10 protein-coding genes and 1 tRNA gene are annotated in these 16,822 nt (G+C 61.0%); 8 read left to right on the forward strand and 3 right to left on the reverse strand.

The window, feature by feature from the left end; genetic code table 11:
• Positions 1 to 58 precede the first annotated feature (58 nt).
• From hflX to ppk1, 5 genes are all read left to right on the forward strand, one after another.
• Positions 59 to 1,369, forward strand: a complete 1,311-nt coding sequence (gene hflX / locus LJY25_RS12610; RefSeq protein WP_227608705.1) for a GTPase HflX — start codon at positions 59 to 61, stop codon at positions 1,367 to 1,369.
• Positions 1,370 to 1,692: 323 nt separating this feature from the next.
• Positions 1,693 to 2,976: a M43 family zinc metalloprotease gene (locus tag LJY25_RS12615; protein ID WP_227608706.1), complete on the forward strand. Its 1,284-nt coding sequence runs from the start codon at positions 1,693 to 1,695 to the stop codon at positions 2,974 to 2,976.
• Between the two features lie 266 nt (positions 2,977 to 3,242).
• The gene (locus LJY25_RS12620; RefSeq protein ID WP_227608707.1) at positions 3,243 to 4,997 is read left to right on the forward strand and encodes a GEVED domain-containing protein; all 1,755 of its coding nucleotides are present in this window, start codon (positions 3,243 to 3,245) and stop codon (positions 4,995 to 4,997) included.
• 159 nt (positions 4,998 to 5,156) lie between these two features.
• A complete protein-coding gene (locus LJY25_RS12625; RefSeq protein WP_227608708.1) occupies positions 5,157 to 5,645 on the forward strand; it encodes a SixA phosphatase family protein in 489 nt (162 codons plus the stop codon).
• A 27-nt stretch (positions 5,646 to 5,672) separates the two neighbouring features.
• Entirely contained in the window at positions 5,673 to 7,805 is a 2,133-nt protein-coding gene (gene ppk1 / locus LJY25_RS12630) for a polyphosphate kinase 1 (protein WP_227608709.1), read from the forward strand.
• Positions 7,806 to 7,892: 87 nt separating this feature from the next.
• On the opposite strand, the gene LJY25_RS12635 is transcribed toward ppk1, so the two are convergent.
• A complete protein-coding gene (locus LJY25_RS12635; protein ID WP_227608710.1) occupies positions 7,893 to 9,029 on the reverse strand; it encodes a DUF6268 family outer membrane beta-barrel protein in 1,137 nt (378 codons plus the stop codon).
• Positions 9,030 to 9,188: 159 nt separating this feature from the next.
• Positions 9,189 to 13,076: a metallophosphoesterase gene (locus LJY25_RS12640; protein ID WP_227608711.1), complete on the reverse strand. Its 3,888-nt coding sequence runs from the start codon at positions 13,074 to 13,076 to the stop codon at positions 9,189 to 9,191.
• 260 nt (positions 13,077 to 13,336) lie between these two features.
• Here LJY25_RS12640 and LJY25_RS12645 point away from each other — a divergent pair, with 260 nt between their 5' ends.
• Positions 13,337 to 14,569: a Pycsar system effector family protein gene (locus LJY25_RS12645; RefSeq protein ID WP_227608712.1), complete on the forward strand. Its 1,233-nt coding sequence runs from the start codon at positions 13,337 to 13,339 to the stop codon at positions 14,567 to 14,569.
• A gap of 127 nt (positions 14,570 to 14,696) precedes the next feature.
• On the opposite strand, the gene LJY25_RS12650 is transcribed toward LJY25_RS12645, so the two are convergent.
• A complete protein-coding gene (locus LJY25_RS12650) occupies positions 14,697 to 15,872 on the reverse strand; it encodes a DUF2652 domain-containing protein (RefSeq protein ID WP_227608713.1) in 1,176 nt (391 codons plus the stop codon).
• 105 nt (positions 15,873 to 15,977) lie between these two features.
• On the opposite strand from LJY25_RS12650, the gene LJY25_RS12655 reads away from it, so the two are divergent.
• Together LJY25_RS12655 and LJY25_RS12660 are read left to right on the forward strand one after the other, a co-directional pair.
• Positions 15,978 to 16,052 (forward strand) — tRNA-Arg (locus LJY25_RS12655).
• Positions 16,053 to 16,242: 190 nt separating this feature from the next.
• A complete protein-coding gene (locus LJY25_RS12660) occupies positions 16,243 to 16,758 on the forward strand; it encodes a DUF6799 domain-containing protein (RefSeq protein ID WP_227608714.1) in 516 nt (171 codons plus the stop codon).
• The last annotated feature ends 64 nt before the right edge of the window (positions 16,759 to 16,822 follow it).

Raw genomic sequence — 16,822 nt, forward strand, 5'->3', positions numbered from 1 at the left:
GGTTTGCCTTTCCTTAACTTCAGCTTGCAAGGAGGCCCTTTCCCCTCCGCCCCACCCTATGGCTAAAAAAACCACTTCCCATAACTGGAGCCCCACCAACAGCACCCGGCACCATACCACCGACAAGCCCAAGGAAGAGCAGCCGGTGCGCGACCCGGAAACCGGCACCTACGTGACCACCCAGGGCTCGGAAACAGCCGTGCTGGTAGCCGTGCCCGACAAGCGCCAGCCCGACAGCCAGACCCAGGAGTACCTTGACGAGCTGGCCTTTCTGGCCGAAACCGCCGGGGCCCAGGTTACCCAGCGGTTTGTGCAGCGCCTCGACAAGCCCGACACCCGCACGTATGTGGGCGAAGGCAAGCTGGCCGAAATCAAGGCCTACGTGCGCCACTCCGGCTCCAGCATGGTCATTTTCGACGACGATCTGTCGCCGTCCCAGCTGCGCAACCTGGAAGCCGAGCTCGGGGTGAAAATCGTGGACCGCTCCCTGCTGATCATTGACATCTTTGCCCGGCGCGCCAAGTCGGCTACGGCCCGCACCCAGGTGGAGCTGGCCCAGTACCAGTACCTACTGCCCCGCCTCACCGGCCTGTGGACGCACTTGAGCCGGCAGCGTGGTGGTGGTGTCAGTCAGCGTGGTCCGGGGGAAACGGAAATCGAGACCGACCGCCGCGTCGTGCGGGACCGGATTGCCTTTCTGAAAGAAAAGCTCGACGACCTCGATAAGCAAAGCCTAACCCAGCGCAAGTCGCGGGGCGGGGTGGTGCGCGTGGCGCTGGTGGGCTACACCAACGTGGGCAAAAGCACCATCATGAACCTGCTGAGCCGCTCCGACGTGTTTGCCGAAAACAAGCTTTTCGCGACGGTCGACTCTACCGTCCGCAAGGTGGTGCTGGAAAACACGCCCTTCCTGCTGTCCGACACCGTTGGGTTTATCCGCAAGCTGCCCACCCGCCTGATTGAAAGCTTTAAGTCGACGCTCGACGAAATCCGGGAAGCTGACCTGCTCGTGCACGTGGTCGACATTTCCCACCCGGCGTTTGAGGAGCAGATCGAGGTGGTAAACGACACGTTGAAGGACATCAACGCCGCCGACAAACCGATGCTACTGGTTTTCAACAAGATTGACCGCTACAACCAGGAAGCCACGCAACCCGGGCACGAGGGCATGAACGAGGAAGAAGGCGAGCAGCGCCCCACGCTGGAACAGCTGCAGGCTACGTACATGGCCAAGATGCACGACCCGGTTATCTTTATTTCGGCTCAGGAGCGCCAGAACATAGACGAACTGCGCGCTTTGCTCGTACGCCACGTTTCCGCGCTGCACCAGCAGCGCTATCCCAACCACACGGCTTATCCGACCGAGTAACTGTCCGCTGCCCAGGCGCTGGCGGCAACTATGGCCAGTCAGCACCTGGGCAGGTGGCCTTTCCGAGGAAAACCATACCAATTTTACTATATAATAATTTCAACAATTATTGCATTGAGCTGGGCAAAACTGCAAAATGCCAAAATTTTTTACCCTGCCTTAAAATCCCGCTCTGCGGCCATTTAAATTGCATTTGTAACACTATTCATGTTCTAACATTGTGAATATTTCAAACAAGTATTGATCTGAACATGATACTCGCAAAATAATTTTAAATAGATTACCGCCGCATTCCCACTCCATCACTTCCAAAATCACACTTCATGAAAAGAAACTTTTACGCCGCCGCCCTGGGCCTCCTGACCCTCGGCACCACCCTTACTACCCAGGCCCAGGATTTCCGCCAGTCGGCCGGCAACCCCTCTTCTTCCCGTGGACGCGGCTGCGTTGCCATGGAGGTGCTGGCTGAGCAGCTGGCTGCCGACCCGACCATGGCCCAGCGCATGAGCGCCATCGAAAACCAGACGGCCCGCTACCAGTCGCTGCTGCCCTCGCAGCGCTCTACTGCGGTTACCGTTACGATTCCCGTAGTTGTGCACGTAGTGTACAATACCTCTACTCAGAACGTACCCTTGTCGCAGATTACCGCGCAGATGGACGTCCTGAACCAGGACTTCGCCAAAACCAACCCCGACGCCAGCCTGATCCCGGCGGCTTTCGCCGGCTCCGCAGCTTCTACCAACGTGCGCTTCGTACTGGCCCAGCGCGACCCCAATGGTCTGGCTACCACCGGCATCATCCGGAAGCAAACCAAAGTAACGTCGTGGAGCTCCAACGACGCCGTGAAAAACTCCAAGCGCGGTGGCTCGGACGCTTGGCCCCGCGACAAGTACCTCAACATCTGGGTGTGCAACCTGGGCGGCGGCCTGCTGGGCTATGCTCAGTTCCCCGGCGGTCAGGCTTCCACTGACGGTGTGGTTGTCCTGTACTCTTCCCTGCCCGGCGGTACCGCTGCTCCCTACAACAAAGGCCGGACGGCTACGCACGAGGTTGGCCACTGGCTGAACCTGCGCCACATCTGGGGTGATGCCTCCTGCGGCAACGACTACGTATCCGACACGCCCACCCAGCAGACGTCCAACTACGGCTGCCCGTCGTTCCCGAAGGTCACCTGCTCGAACGGCCCGAACGGCGACATGTTCATGAACTACATGGACTACACCGACGATGCCTGCATGTACATGTTCTCCAACGGGCAGTCGACCCGCATGGATGCCTTGTTCGCCACCGGTGGTGCCCGCGTTGGTCTGGTGACCTCGCTCGGTGGTACTGCTCCCCGCGCTACCGCTCCCCTGCTCGCCACGACGGCCGCTTCGCTTTATCCGAACCCCGCTTCCGACGTGCTGAACATCAACGTTGGCGATGCTAAGCGCACTGCCGATGCTGCTTACTCGGTAAAAGTTTACGATCTGCGCGGCTTTGAAATGAAGCAGGCTCAGTACAACGGCAACGGCCAGGTACGCGTCGACATGCTGCCCAAGGGTCTGTACTACGTGACCATCACGGATGGTGTGAACACCCAGCACCAGCGTTTCCAGAAAGACTAGTTTCCCGGGCACCGGACGGAGTTGCAGCTCTGCCCGGTGCTTTCTTTTTCACTCACTTCGGTTGCGAAAAGCCCGCTTGCTAACAGCGGGCTTTTCAAATGCCTTTCCCGCCGCACAGGCCCGTTCGTGGCCGCTGCTGCCTTTTACCCGCATCTTGCTGACTTTCAGACGTCCCGCCTACTTTCAGCTGGCGGACCTGGCTGTCGTTTGCCTTTTTTTCGCTTACCTGCCCTCTTCCACCACCAAACCAATCTTCTTTCAGTAGCATGAAAAAAACGATTTACGCATTAGCGCTGGCCTGCCTCGGCCTGGGCTCCGTTTCCCAGGGCGTTGCCCAGAGCCTGCAGGCCCCGAACCGGTCGGCGCGGCAGTGTGCCACCATGAATTCCCTGGCAGCCCAGCTGGCGGCTGATCCGGCCATGGCGCAGCGTATGAACAACATTGAAGCGCAGACCCGCCAGTTCGCGGCCAGCCCGGCCGGCGCGGATCAGCAGCGCAGCACGGCCGTGTCGATCACCATTCCGGTAGTCGTACACGTTCTGTACAACACCACCGCACAGAACGTCTCGGATTCGCAGATTGCCTCCCAGATTGCCGTTCTCAACGAAGATTTCCAGAAGCTTAACAGCGACGTATCGAAAACTCCTTCGGCGTTTGCCGGCTCGGTTGCTGATGTGGGCGTAGCCTTTGTACTGGCCAAGCGCGACCCGAACGGCAATGCCACCACCGGTATTCAGCGCAAGCAGGTAACCCAGACCTCCTGGGGCACCGACGACAAGATGAAGAGTTCCTCCACCGGCGGCCTGAACGCCTGGCCGGCCGGCAGCTACCTCAACCTGTGGGTGTGCAACCTGAGCGGCGGCGTACTGGGCTACGCGCAGTTTCCCGGCGGCGCGGCGGCTACCGATGGCGTCGTAATTCTGACTTCGGCTTTCGGCCGGTACGGCTCGGCGGTGGCTCCCTTCAACCTGGGCCGGACGGCTACACACGAGGTTGGCCACTGGCTGAACCTGCGCCACATCTGGGGTGATGCCTCCTGCGGCACTGACTACGTATCCGACACGCCCACCCAGCAGACCTCTAACACGGGCTGCCCGTCGTTCCCCCGCCGCACCTGCGGCAACACGACCAACGGCGACATGTTCATGAACTACATGGACTACACCGACGATGCCTGCATGTACATGTTCTCCAACGGGCAGTCGACCCGCATGAACGCGCTGTTTGCTTCGGGCGGTGCCCGGGCTTCGCTGAAAACCTCCCTGGGTGGCACCGCCCCCAGCGGCACGACCACGCCCACCTACTGCGCTTCGAAAGGCTCCAACGTATCGTACGAGTGGGTCGACTACATCAAAATCGGTACACTGACCCGTACCTCGGGCGCTGATGGCGGCTACTACAACGGCACGGCGCTGTCAGCTCCTTCGCTGGCCGCCGGCGCATCGCAGCCGGTGAGCGTAAGTGCCGGCTTCTCCGGCTCGGCGTACACCGAATACTTCAAGCTCTACATCGACTACAACAAGAACGGCGTATTTACCGATGCCGGCGAGCTGGTGTACAGCACCAGCAGCAGCAGCTCAGGTACGCTGTCAGGTTCGTTTACGGTGCCGACTACGGCTAAATCGGGTACCACCCGGGCCCGCCTGGTAATGAGCGACAACTCGGGCACGACGAGCTGCAACTCCTACACCTACGGCGAAACCGAGGACTACACCGTCAACATCACCGGGGGCACTGCCATTGCCGCCGGCGGCACGTCTACCAGCTCCTCCTTCCGCACTTCCAGCGCCGACTACTCGGTGTATCCTAACCCCGCTTCCGAGGTACTAAACGTGGCAGTTCCGGTTGACGTGGACATCACCACGCTGACGGTGAAAGTGTACGACATCCGCGGTGCCGAAATGAAGTCGGTGCGCTACGAGAGCGGTCAGCTCAACGTAGCAGGCCTGGCCAAGGGCATCTACACGGTTGCCATCAACGACGGGCAGCAGGTGAAGCACCAGCGCTTCGTGAAGGAGTAGTCGCTACGACCTCACCCCCTTTGCAATGCCCCGCCGGACTCCCGGCGGGGCATTGTTTGTTTACGGCAACCCGCAGCGGGCCACGCAGGACGCAGCCGTTCAGAACTTTTTGCAAGGCCAACAGTAAACGCTAGAGCCCAACCCCGTTTTTACCGCCGTATGAAAGTCCTGTACCTGATGCGCCACGCCAAGTCGAGCTGGAGCTTCGATGACCTTACCGACAAGGAGCGCCCCCTCAACAACCGCGGCCGCGAGGACGCCCCCGTGATGGGGCAGGCCCTGGCCAAGCGCAACACCCACCTTGATCTGATTGTGGCCTCGCCGGCGGTGCGCACGCTCAGCACGGCTGCCCTGGTAGCCCAGGAGTTGCACTATCCGCACGAACAGATCCGGGTAGACGAGCGGATCTACGAAGCCGACGTGGCGGACCTGCTCACCGTCGTCCGGGAGCTGCCCGATCAGGCCTCATCGGTGCTGCTGGTAGGGCACAACAACACCATTACGGACTTTGCCAACGTGCTGTCCACAAACCAGATTGAGGAGATGCCAACGGCCGGCATCGTCTGCCTGCACTTCAACTGTGCCCACTGGGCCGAGGTCGACCGCGCCAATGCGGAGTTTTACTTTTACGACCACCCCCGGCGCTAAGCCCGGGCCTGCCTTTTTCCGCCTTTCATGCAAACACCTACCAAGCCCCAACCCCAGCTTCTGAACCGGGAGCTCAGCTGGCTGGCTTTCAACCGCCGCGTGCTGCAGGAAGCCCAGAACCCGGAAGTGCCCCTGCTGGAGCGCATCAAGTTCCTGGCTATCTTTTCCTCCAACCTCGACGAATACTTCAAGGTGCGCGTGGCCACGCTGCGCCGTCTCGTCAAGCTCAAGAAGAAAACCAAGGCCAAGCTCGGCGAAGACCCGGCGGAGCAGCTGAAAAAGCTGCTGGAGGAAGTAGGCCGGCAGCAGCAGGAATTCGGCGAAACCTTCCGCGACAAGGTACTGCCGGAGCTGCACCGCCAGCACATCCACCTCGTTTCCGGCCCCGACCTGACCGGGGAGCAGCAGCAGTGGGTGCAGACGTACTTTCGTGAGAAGGTGCGCGACCTGCTTTCCCCCATCATCCTCGACGACAACCTGCACCACCTGTTCCTGAAAGACCAGACGGTGTATCTGGCGTTCTCACTGTCGGAATTGGTGAAAGGCAAAAAGTCGGACCCCGAGCAGCGGGTGCTGGTCATGGAAGTGCCCACCAAACGGCACGGCGGCCGGTTTGTGGTGCTGCCCACCGTGGGAAAAGAGCGGTACGTGATGTTTCTGGATGACGTGATTCGCTGCGGGGCAGCCGAGCTGTTTCCCAATTACCGGCAGGTGGAGGCCCATGCCCTCAAAATCTCGCGCGACGCCGAGCTGGACATTCAGGAGGAAGTATCGGGCAACCTGATGCTCAAGATCAAGAGCAGCCTGCAAAAGCGGGCAACGGGCTACCCCGCCCGCCTGCTCTACGACCCGGCCATGCCCCAGGACTCGCTGCGCCTGGTCATGAAGAAAACCGGCATCGGGCAGGAAGAGCTGGTGGAAGGCAGCCGCTACCACAACTTCCGCGACTTTTTCGGCTTTCCCAACTTTAATCAAGCCGAGCTGAGCTACCCCGACCAGCCGGCCCTGCCCCACCCCACGCTGCCCAAGGCGGGCGGGAAGCTGCTGGCGGCCATTGCCACCCGCGACCATCTGCTGCACCTGCCCTACCAGTCGTTCGACTACGTGACGCGCTTTCTGACCGAAGCGGCGCAGGACCCGCAGGTGACGGCCATCAACATCACGCTGTACCGGGTAGCCGCAAAAAGTGAAGTAGCCAAGGCCCTGGTGAAAGCCGCCAAGAACGGCAAGCACGTGACGGTAGTAGTCGAGCTGAAGGCCCGCTTCGACGAGGAATCGAACATGTACTGGGCCGAGAAGCTGCAGAAGGCCGGGGCGCACGTCATTTTCGGTATGCCCGAGCTGAAGGTGCACAGCAAGCTGGCCCTGGTGACGCGCACCGAGGACGGGCACAACAAGCTCTACGCCTACCTGAGCACCGGCAACTTCAACGAAGTTACAAGCCACATCTACGCCGACCACGGCGTGTTCACCTCCGACCCGCGCCTGACCTCCGAGGTAGCCGAAGTGTTCCGCTACTTTCTGGACCACCAGCCCAAATCGGGCTTCAAACACCTGTTGGTGGCCCCGTTCGAGCTGCGCGACAAGCTCAACGCCCTCATCGACCACGAAACCAAGCTGGCCAAGAAGGGCCAGGACGCCTACATCATTCTCAAGCTGAATGCCCTGCAGGACGAGCGGATGATTCGCAAGCTCTACGACGCCAGCCAGGCCGGGGTCCGCATCGAGCTGCTGATCCGGGGCATCTCCTGCGTGATTCCCCAGCAGCCCGGGCAGGGCGTCAACATCCAGCAGCGCGGCCTCGTGGACCGTTACCTGGAGCACGCCCGGGTGTACGTATTCGGCAACGGAGGCGAGGAGAAAGTGTACGTAGCTTCGTCCGACTGGATGAACCGCAACCTCGACCGGCGGGTGGAGGTGGCTTTCCCCATCCTGAACCCCGAGCTGCGCGCCGAAGTCCGCCACCTGCTCGATCTGCAGCGCCAGGACAATACCAAGTCCCGCGACTTCGACAACCACCTAATCGGTCCTGAAAGCCCCGATGCACCCCGCATCCGGGCCCAGTTTGCCACCTACGACTACCTGAAAAAGCTGGCCCGCCGGCGCCCCGCTTCTTCTAAAGTCGAACCCAAGCCAGGGCCGAGCGCCGGCGAAGCCTGACTCTTTCCTGCGTAACCAAAAGGCCCCATCCTATAGCAGGATGGGGCCTTTTCTATGGTTTGCTATCCGACTTGAAAAGCCATCCGCCTAGGGCTTCAGGAAGCGGCGGGGCGGCGTGATGAACAGCTCGATGCTGGCGTAGGGCGTGCTGGCCATGTTGGTGTCGATGATTTCCGTGCGGCTGTTGTTGCGCCGGTCGTAGGCATTGAAGGCGTAGTTGTAGCGGTAGCCGGCTTCCAGGCCAAACCACAGGAAGTCGTAGATCTCACGCTCCAGCCGTACGCGTCCGCGCAGCTCGGTCTGGCGCAGCTCCAGCGTCGTCAGAGGAGTCTGGTTGGCTTCGTCCAGCGGCTTGCGCAGCTTGATGGTATAGTTGAGGCCCTCCACCTCGTAGCCGGCATAGATCAGCGTTTTGGGAGCGGTGAACTTGTCGGGGGTGCTGTTGGCGCCGGGGTTGTAGCGGAAGGTTACGCGGGCCGGGAACAGGGCTTCCACGCCCCAACGGTTGTTGAAGGTACGGTTGTAAAGCAAGGCCGGGTACACGCTCTGCCGGCCGTAGTACGACCCCACCTGCACGCCCAGGCCCCAGGAAAACAGCGGGCTTTTCTTCCAGCCGTACACGAACTCCGACGACATCTTCAGGTAGTCCGTGAAGTTGAGCTCCTTGGACGTGTAGTCGCCATTCAGCTCGCCCTTCACCCGGAATATCATCCAGTTCTTCGAGTTGATGGGCCGCAGCACGACCAGCTGGGTGCCCAGCGTCTTGAGGCCCTTGTCCTGGATGTTCTGGTAGGGCACGTAGTCGGTGGGCGGGTCCTTGAACTGAAATTCCTGCCGCTCATAGTTGATGCCGAGGACCATCTTCAGGTGAGGATGGTTCAGGAAAGGAATGTAGCCTTTCACCAGAAACCGGCCGTTCTTGGAAACGTCGCTGCTAAAGTTGCCGAGAAAGGGCGCTTTGGAAGTGGAGTTGACGTTGAAGCTCGGGGTGCGCTCATGCCGGAAGATCAGGCCTTTGCTGGGCCCCATGCCGAGCACCGACGGGTTGGCAAACTCCTTGTCGCGGCCGTTTTCCGCAGCCTGCGTTGTATCGGTAGCTGTCGGGGCCGGGGCCGGATACACCCGGGGGGTGGCCGGGTCGGTTTGTGCCTGGGCGGCCCCGGCTGCCGCGAGCAGCAGCCCCACCGGCAGCAGGCGGGAAAGCGAGTAACGTATGCGTATCATAGCGGAGAAATCGGGGGGAGGGTGTATGCAGGCCTTAACGTCAATTTTTGAAAAAAGGCTAACCGCCGGCCGGGCTTGATGGGGCGTGCGACGTGCTGAAAAAAGCCCCTTCCTAACGGCAAGGGGCTTTTTCAGACTGGTTGCACAACAGCTGCCGCGCTAGAACAGGAAGTCGAAGCCGACAAAGAAAAGCTTCTCCTCGCCTACCGAGTACGTGGCATTAACCACGGCCTGCTTGAGAATATCAACCCATACACCGCCGCCAAAGCCGGTGTGGAAGGCACTGATGCCGGTGCGCGAATCGTTGATAGAGTACACGCGGCCGGCATCGGCCAGGCCCATCACCCCGAACTTGCCGGGAAACAGGTAAGCATTGAAGTCAAACAGCTGAATGCGGGCCTCGGCGTTGGCATACACCGAGCTACGGCCGGCAAAGCGGGTCCGGCGGTAGCCCCGCAGGTTGGTGGTACCACCCAGGGTATTGGCCTGGTAGAAGCGGTAGTCGCCCAGATTGCGGCTGGCCCCGATCCGGCCGGCCCAGGTAAGCTGGAACGGGAAGTTGGGGCTCAGGTAGAACCGCACTTCCGAGGCCAGGCGGCCATACACCAGTCCTTCGCCGTTAAGCTGGCGGTTGTACTCGGCGCTGTTGTACCAGCGGATGCCGATGCGGGGATTCTTGGGCGAGCTGGCCGCGTCGATGTTGAAGTAGGCCCGGGCCCCGGCGTAGCGGTTGAGCTGGAAGTCGGAAGAGCGGATGCCGAACCGCTGGTTTTCGCCCGACGGCCCCAGGCTGTCGAGCAGAATCTGTCCCAGTTGGTTGCGCTCCACCCGGAACTGGTCGTACTGCGGACCAATACCGACTTTAAGGAAGCTGAAGACGTCTTTTTCCAGCACCGGCGACACGTACAGCCGCGAGAACCGCACCCGGTAGCTGTTGTTCACGGTACGGGCCCGTACCCGCTCCCCGTCCTGCAGGGTGTAGTTCTGGGTGTTGTTGCCGATGCCGAAGAAGTTATACAGCAGCTGCGGGCCGTAGAACTGGGCATCGACTCTCACGTCATACTTGCCAATTACGTCGGTGAAGGCGCCGGTGTAGCGCACGTTGTACGCCTCGCGGGCCGGGGCGTAGTTGGCCACCAGGGTTTGCTGGGTCGCAAACGGCGCCTTGCGGAAGCCGTAGGTGCGGTACGTGACGCCGCCGCCCAGGAACAGGCCGTCGTCGATGTTGTAGCCGAAGTACACGGCCGGGCCGAAGTAGTTGAGCTGATAGTCACTGCGGTTGGTGCGGGTGTGCACGTCGTAGCGGCTCACGTCGATGCCGGGCTGCAGGCGCAGGCGGGCCTCCGAGCCGGTCCGGATGACGTTGCCCGTGTCGGCATCGTAGACCTGGGTGTAGTGCCGGAAGCCGGCCACCCGGGAGTTGTCGGTGATGGAGTCGCGGTCGGTGCCGCCGATGATGCGCACGCGGGTGCCGCTTTTCACGTTGCCGCGCACCTCGTACACGTCGTTGCCGGAGAAGCCGTACAGCCGCACTTCCTTGGTCACTTTGTTGTCGAAGGTGCGGTCGTAGAGCATCTTGGTGTACTTGCCCTCCTTGTTGATTTTCTGCACCGTCACGCGGGTCTTGTCGTCGGGCAGGCGCTCCACCACGAACTTCTCCTGCTTTTCGCTGCCTTTTACCTCCGTGATGCGCGACACCACTTCGTAGTAGTCGGCAGCCAGCTCGGGCAGCAGATCACGGCGGCTCTTGAGCTTGGCAATGATTTCGGGACCGTGTAGGTCGAAGATCTGCTTGGGCAGCTGCTCGCGGAACGACTTTTCAATTACCTCGTCGGTCAGGTTCTTCTTCAGGTCTTCGGCCTGGCTGACCCACTGCTCTTTCGTAACGGAGGCCAGAAACACCCGGTCGTTGGCCAGGGCCGTTAGGTTGAGGCCTTTCCAGTCGGCGTAGTCCTTGCCGAAGTTCTGGAAGTTGCGGATGGCCCACTTGCGGCTGGCCAGGTACGGCAGCAGACCGTCGCCCTTAAAGAAAGCCACGTCGCGGTCTTCCGGCACGGCCGTAAAGGTGCGGTCCCCCTCCTTGTCCTTCTGCTCGGCCCAGCGCCACTGGTCCTCGTGCCGGTCCCAGTCGCCGATCCACATATCAAACAGGCGGGTGCGGGCAAACGCCTTTTCCTTGACGCGGTTGTCGTTGTCCTCGCGCAGGCGCTCCATTACCCTGTCGGTTCCGACCAGGTTTTTGGCGTTGCCCAGCGACGCCACGTTGCTTTGGTCGTCTTTGGCATCCTCCTCAATCATGGCTGGCGTATCCGAGAACCGCTCGAAGTACTGACCCAGCAGCGGGTCCTTGGGAATGTAGATGGGCCGGGGGTTGGTGTGCAGGATGCCCGCGGCCGTCGCCAGGGGCGCAATCGGGAAGGCCGAGAACGGGTGCTGGGCCGAAATCTGGTCCTGCAGGATGTCCTTGGCCGCTCCTTCGCGCAGGGCTTCGGGCAGCACGGCGGCAGGGTCCTTGTTGAGGCCGCGCAGGGTGTAGTTGCGGCCTTCCTCGTTGCGGACTTTCAGCGAAGCGGTTTGCTTGCCGCCGCCAATCTTATAGGGCGTCAGGCCACCTTTCTCGGTGGCCATGTCGAGCACCGGCAGCTGCACCGGCGTGGCCCACTCGGCCCGGTAATGGTCGCCGAACAGGAAGCGGTGAAACTTACCCCGCTGCTCGTAGCGCGGGTTGATGGCCACCGTCACGGTGCTGTCGCGGAAGTTCGGGCGCTTCACCTGCTGGGTTTCTACCAGCGCGGCCACCTGCACGGTCTGCTTGGCGTACATCGGCCCGCGGTACACGAGGCGGCCGGTTTCGCCCTTGTCATTGGGAATCCAGAACTCGGTCCAGACCTCGCCGTTGTCGTAGTAGTTGACCCGGCTAAAGCCTTTTTCCTTGTCTGAGAAGATGGCGTCACCGCTGCTGCCCGGCCGCACGTGCTGGGTTTTGCAGCCCGAGCCGCTCACGATGTGGTGCAGGTTGCCCACCTTGAAGTACTGCAGGTTGTGCTCGTGCCCGGCGGCGTACACCACGTTGGGATACTTCTCGAAAATCTCCATCAGCCCCTTCTTATAGCCCTGATAAAGCGGGTGGGGAATGTCCTGGCTGATGCCGCCGTACTTGCGGGCCAGCGGATACACCGAGCCGATGATGGGCAAGGGCAGGAACGCATACTTAAAGACAATCGACAGCGGAAACAGGTGGTCGGCCAGGGTGAAGTAGCCGCCGTGAATGCCATCGGAGAAAAGCGGGTGGTGCGCCACCACCATGATGTTCTTGTCCTTGTTGCGCTGAATGACGTCTTCGAGCTGGGTGAAGAAGTCGGTTTCGTTGGCTACGCCGCAGCCACTGTTGGCGCCGTAGGGCCGCTCGTTGGTTTGCAGAAACCACTGGGAGTTGATGGCAATCAACACCAGGTCGTCCTGCAGGCGTACCTCAAAAGGGCCGGGGCAGGCGTCGCGGGGAATAAAAAAGTCGCCGGTGTAGGCAAAGGCAGCCGAGTCCTTGGTCAGGAAGTCTTCCACGAAGCGCTGCTGGCGGTTGACCTGCTCCACCGAGCCGCTGAGGCCCTGCTTCCAGTCGTGGTTGCCGGGAATCATGTACTTCTCCCCGGCGTAGTCGCGCAGCACGTTCAGCTGGGCCACGATACGCTCCTCCGATATCTTGCGGTCGTAGGCGCCCTCCTCGGGCATGCCGTAGTTGTAGATATTGTCGCCGAGGTAGATGGTGGTGCTTTTCGCCCCGGCCGCCACAATCTGGCGGCGCATGAAGTTAAGCGACGGTTCCCCACCCAAATCCTGGGTTACGGGCTTGCCCACGTCCCCGATCAGAAACACGGTGTAGCGCAGGTGGGAGCTGTCGGGCGGCGTCTTGGTTTCCCAGTTTTCGCCGCCGTGACGGTAATTGGGCCGCGTAGGGTGAGCCGTTTGGGTTTTCTGGGCCACGGCGCTGGGCAGCACCAAGCCCGTCGACCCGGCCAGCAGACAGAACAGCAGGAAAAATCTTCTCATACAGAAGGAGTAAACGATAGGTAAGCGGGAGTTGACGGGCGGGCCCGGACAGGATGTCCGGCAAACTGAGCCTTAAACCCGCTGGTAGTAGCATACGGCCTTTACGGGCCGGCGTTGAACCGCAATGGCTGCCGTACGCAAAGCATTCAGGCACGGTTGGGCTTGCGCGCCAAAAACCCCGGCCCCCGATTCGCGTTCTAGGAAGTAAGGAGGAGGTCCGGCGTCAGCCCTGGCCCGGCTCCGCTTTCTTATTCCTGCTCATGGAACAATCCGAACCCATCAAAGAGAAGAAGCCGAAGTCTGAACTAGTCAAGCAGGCCAAAGCCTACGTCACCCAGCTTTTCGAGGAGAAGCTGCCCGGTCAGCTGGTGTACCATACCATCAAGCACACCAGCACTACGGTGAAAGAAGCCCAGGCGCTGGGCAAGGCGGCCGAGCTGTCGGATGAAGACCTGGAGGCGCTGATACTGGCCGCCTGGTTTCACGACTCCGGCTACCTCGACAAATACGACGGGCACGAGTACCGCAGCATGGAAATAGCGCAGCAGTGGCTAACCCAGCAGCAGTACCCCGCCGACCGCCTGCAGGTGGTTCTGGACACCATCCGGGCTACTCACCGCAACGAAGAGCGCAAAACCGAGTTGCAGCAGCTGCTGGTGGATGCCGACCTGAGCACCGTGGGCCGGGAAGAGTTTTTCTCGAACGGGGAACTGCTGCGGGCCGAGTGGGAAACCGTGCTGGGCCGGACGTACACGACCCCTGAATGGGCCGAGAATCAGCTGAATTTTCTGCTGTCAACGAAGTTTTACACCGACGTCGCCAAGGACCGGTACAAGGACCAGCTGAAAGACAACATCAAAGCCCAGCGCAAGGCGCTGAAAAAGGCCGAAAAGAAGGCCGAGAAGCGGGAGGAAGAGCAGGTTGAGAACTTTGCCGAAGGCAAGCGGGGCGTCGAAACGGTGTTTCGCACCACCTACAGCAACCACATCACCCTGTCGCAGATGGCCGACAACAAGGCCAACATGATGATCAGCCTGAACGCCGTCATCCTGTCGATCCTGATTACCTACCTGGGCGCCAAAACCTCGGCCATCGGGCCGGCCTTTACCCGCAACCCCATCCTGGCCGTGCCGATGGGCGTGCTGGTCGCCACGGCCCTGGGCTCAGTGGTTTCGGCCATCCTGTCGGCCCAGCCCGACGTGACCAGCTTTAAGTGGCTGAGCCGCAGCCCCCAGATTGCCACCAACCGGCGCGTAAACCTGCTGTTCTTCGGCAACTTTACCAAGATCAGCCTCGACAACTTTCAGCTGGGCATGCACGAGCTGATGCGCAACAAGGACCTGCTTTACACCAACATGATTACCGACATCTACTACCTCGGGGAAGTGCTGTCGCGCAAGTACCGCCTGCTACGCATCAGCTACACCATCTTTATGCTCGGCATCATCCTGACCGCTATTTCCTTTGGCATCGTGCTGCTGTACAAAGTCTGACGACCTTTTATAATTAGGAATTGTTTCTGCTGAAGCTCCATGGGCGGGTTTTGTTCAGCAAGGCGCTAGACCAGACGTGCTCACCGGAAAATGCCTGTGAGGCAGCCTAAGCAAAAATTCTTAATTACTAATTTTTAATTGAAAGCTGTTCGCACAGCGCGGCTAGCTGGCGGAGCGAGATGCCCAGGAAGCGGTGCAGGCGGCGCAGCTGCCCAAACCGAATCAGCGGGCGGCGGCTGGCAATGTGGCCGTAGCGAAACTCCAGCGTAATCAGGCAGGCGCGGGTGCTGACGGGCTCAATAAAGAAGAACAGCAGGGAGTTGGGAAACAGGCGGAAGTGCGAAATCTTCTCCACGTACTCGGTCCGCTCCTCGTCCTCGAAGCGCTGCACGGTCTGAAAGTCAATCTGGCCCCGGTTGAGGTCCACTTTGTAGCTGGTGCCCAGGCGGTCGGCTTTGGTCAGGTCGTACTGCACCTTGCTGACGCCCACCATCCAGCGGGGGCGCAGGCGAAAGTTGGCAAGTACCCGCAGGGCGTAGGCTACGGGCACCTGCACCGCCCGGCGCACCACCAGGGCATTGCCGCCCGTGGAGCCGGGCTCCCCCAGCGCGTCGCGGTCGGCCAGCAGCAGGCGCAGGGGCGTGAGGTGGGCGTAGCGGTAGCACACGTCGCCGAGGTGGTCGTACTGGCACTTGCCCCGCAGCAGGCGGGTCCAGGAGAAGGCCCGGCTCAGGTCGGCGCCGGTCTGGGTTTGCAGGTAGTCATCCGACAGCAGCACGTACTCGCTGCCGGTGATGTTGTTTTTCAGCAGGCGGTGCACCACAATCACCTCCCGGCCCATCAGCTTGGTAAACTGCCGGATCTGGGCCACGCTGATCTGCCCGTAGTGCACGATAATCTTGATGGTGAGGTCGTGGGCCAGCAACGCCGTGCTCAGCGCCGAGTCGGTATCGCGCTGCAGCAGGCGCAGGTAGTTCTGAAAGTCGAGGAAGATGCGCCGGCACTGGCTGACGAGCTCGGCCAGGGGCGGGGGCGGCCCCAGCCGGTAAAACAGGATGGCGTCGCCCTGAATCTCGCTAACCTCCATGCCCAGCACGTTCGACTCAATCAGAATCTCCAGCAGGTCGGCAATCAGGAACGGCGCCTGGGGGCTGCCCGAGTCCTGAATAAAGCGGGTGAAGCCACTGATGTCCGGAATGAAAAGCAAAGCCGGCTGCAGGCCATCGGGCCCGGCGCCGATGCCGGCGGGCTGGCGGCGGCCGGCAGCCCGCCGGGCCGCGCGCATATCATCCAGAAGACCCATAGAGGAAAGTAGTGCGGCAGGTAAGCAGAATGCCGGCAAGCTATACGGACGGAGCAAGCCGGCAGGTTTGGGCTCCCGCCCGAATCACGCTACCTTTGCCGGACTGGCTGCGTAGTTCAACGGATAGAATAGGCGTTTCCTAAACGCTTGATATGGGTTCGATTCCCGTCGCGGCTACCACTTCCCTTAAAACCCCGTTTTCACCTGGTGAGCGGGGTTTTTGATTTCCGGATAGACGCAGAAGCGCACCAACACGAACACCGGGCAGGTGAAAAAACCGCATCCATCGGGACCCGCCTCCCCGTATGAAGCCCAGTTCCAGGAACGGATAAAAAAGCTACTCCGGCTCCACTGTCCCGGTCTGATTCCTATGCCAAAACTTTTCTTCCTGCTCAGCACGGTGCTGGTTGCAGTGCTCCTGGCGGGTCCGGCCCGGGCCCAGCAGCTCAACAACGACGGCTTCCAGCGCCGCAACGGACAGATGCAGATTCTGCGTAACGGCCAGCCCCGGCCCATGCTGCGCGACGCTCACCTGCCCACGGGCGTGCTGGTAACCAAGGACGGGTTCGTGGTGGGTCCGGACGGCAAGCGCACGGAGCTGCGCGAAGGCCAGGGGTGCGACCTGAAGGGCAACCTTGTCAGCGTCGTTGCAACCGCGCATGGCCTGGCCCTGAGTTCTCCGGCCAAGTCGAAGCATAGGCCCGCCCGAACGGCACCGGCGGAAAATCAGGTGCGCTCCCTCCTGGATGAGCTCCTAGGCCGGGGCGGCGATGACCGGGATGAGAATGATGACAAGTACGAGCAAAAGCGCGGTGGAGAGCACGCCCGCGGGCGGGGCAAGAAGTGGAAGGCCAAATGGAAGAAAGGCCGCAAAGGAGACGACTAGTCCGTGTTGCTCCTGACAACAGCCATTCTGCTTGAGCAATTGGCCGTTTTCCTTTCTGCCCGGG

This window comes from Hymenobacter translucens (assembly GCF_020685205.1).
Taxonomy (GTDB): domain Bacteria; phylum Bacteroidota; class Bacteroidia; order Cytophagales; family Hymenobacteraceae; genus Hymenobacter; species Hymenobacter translucens.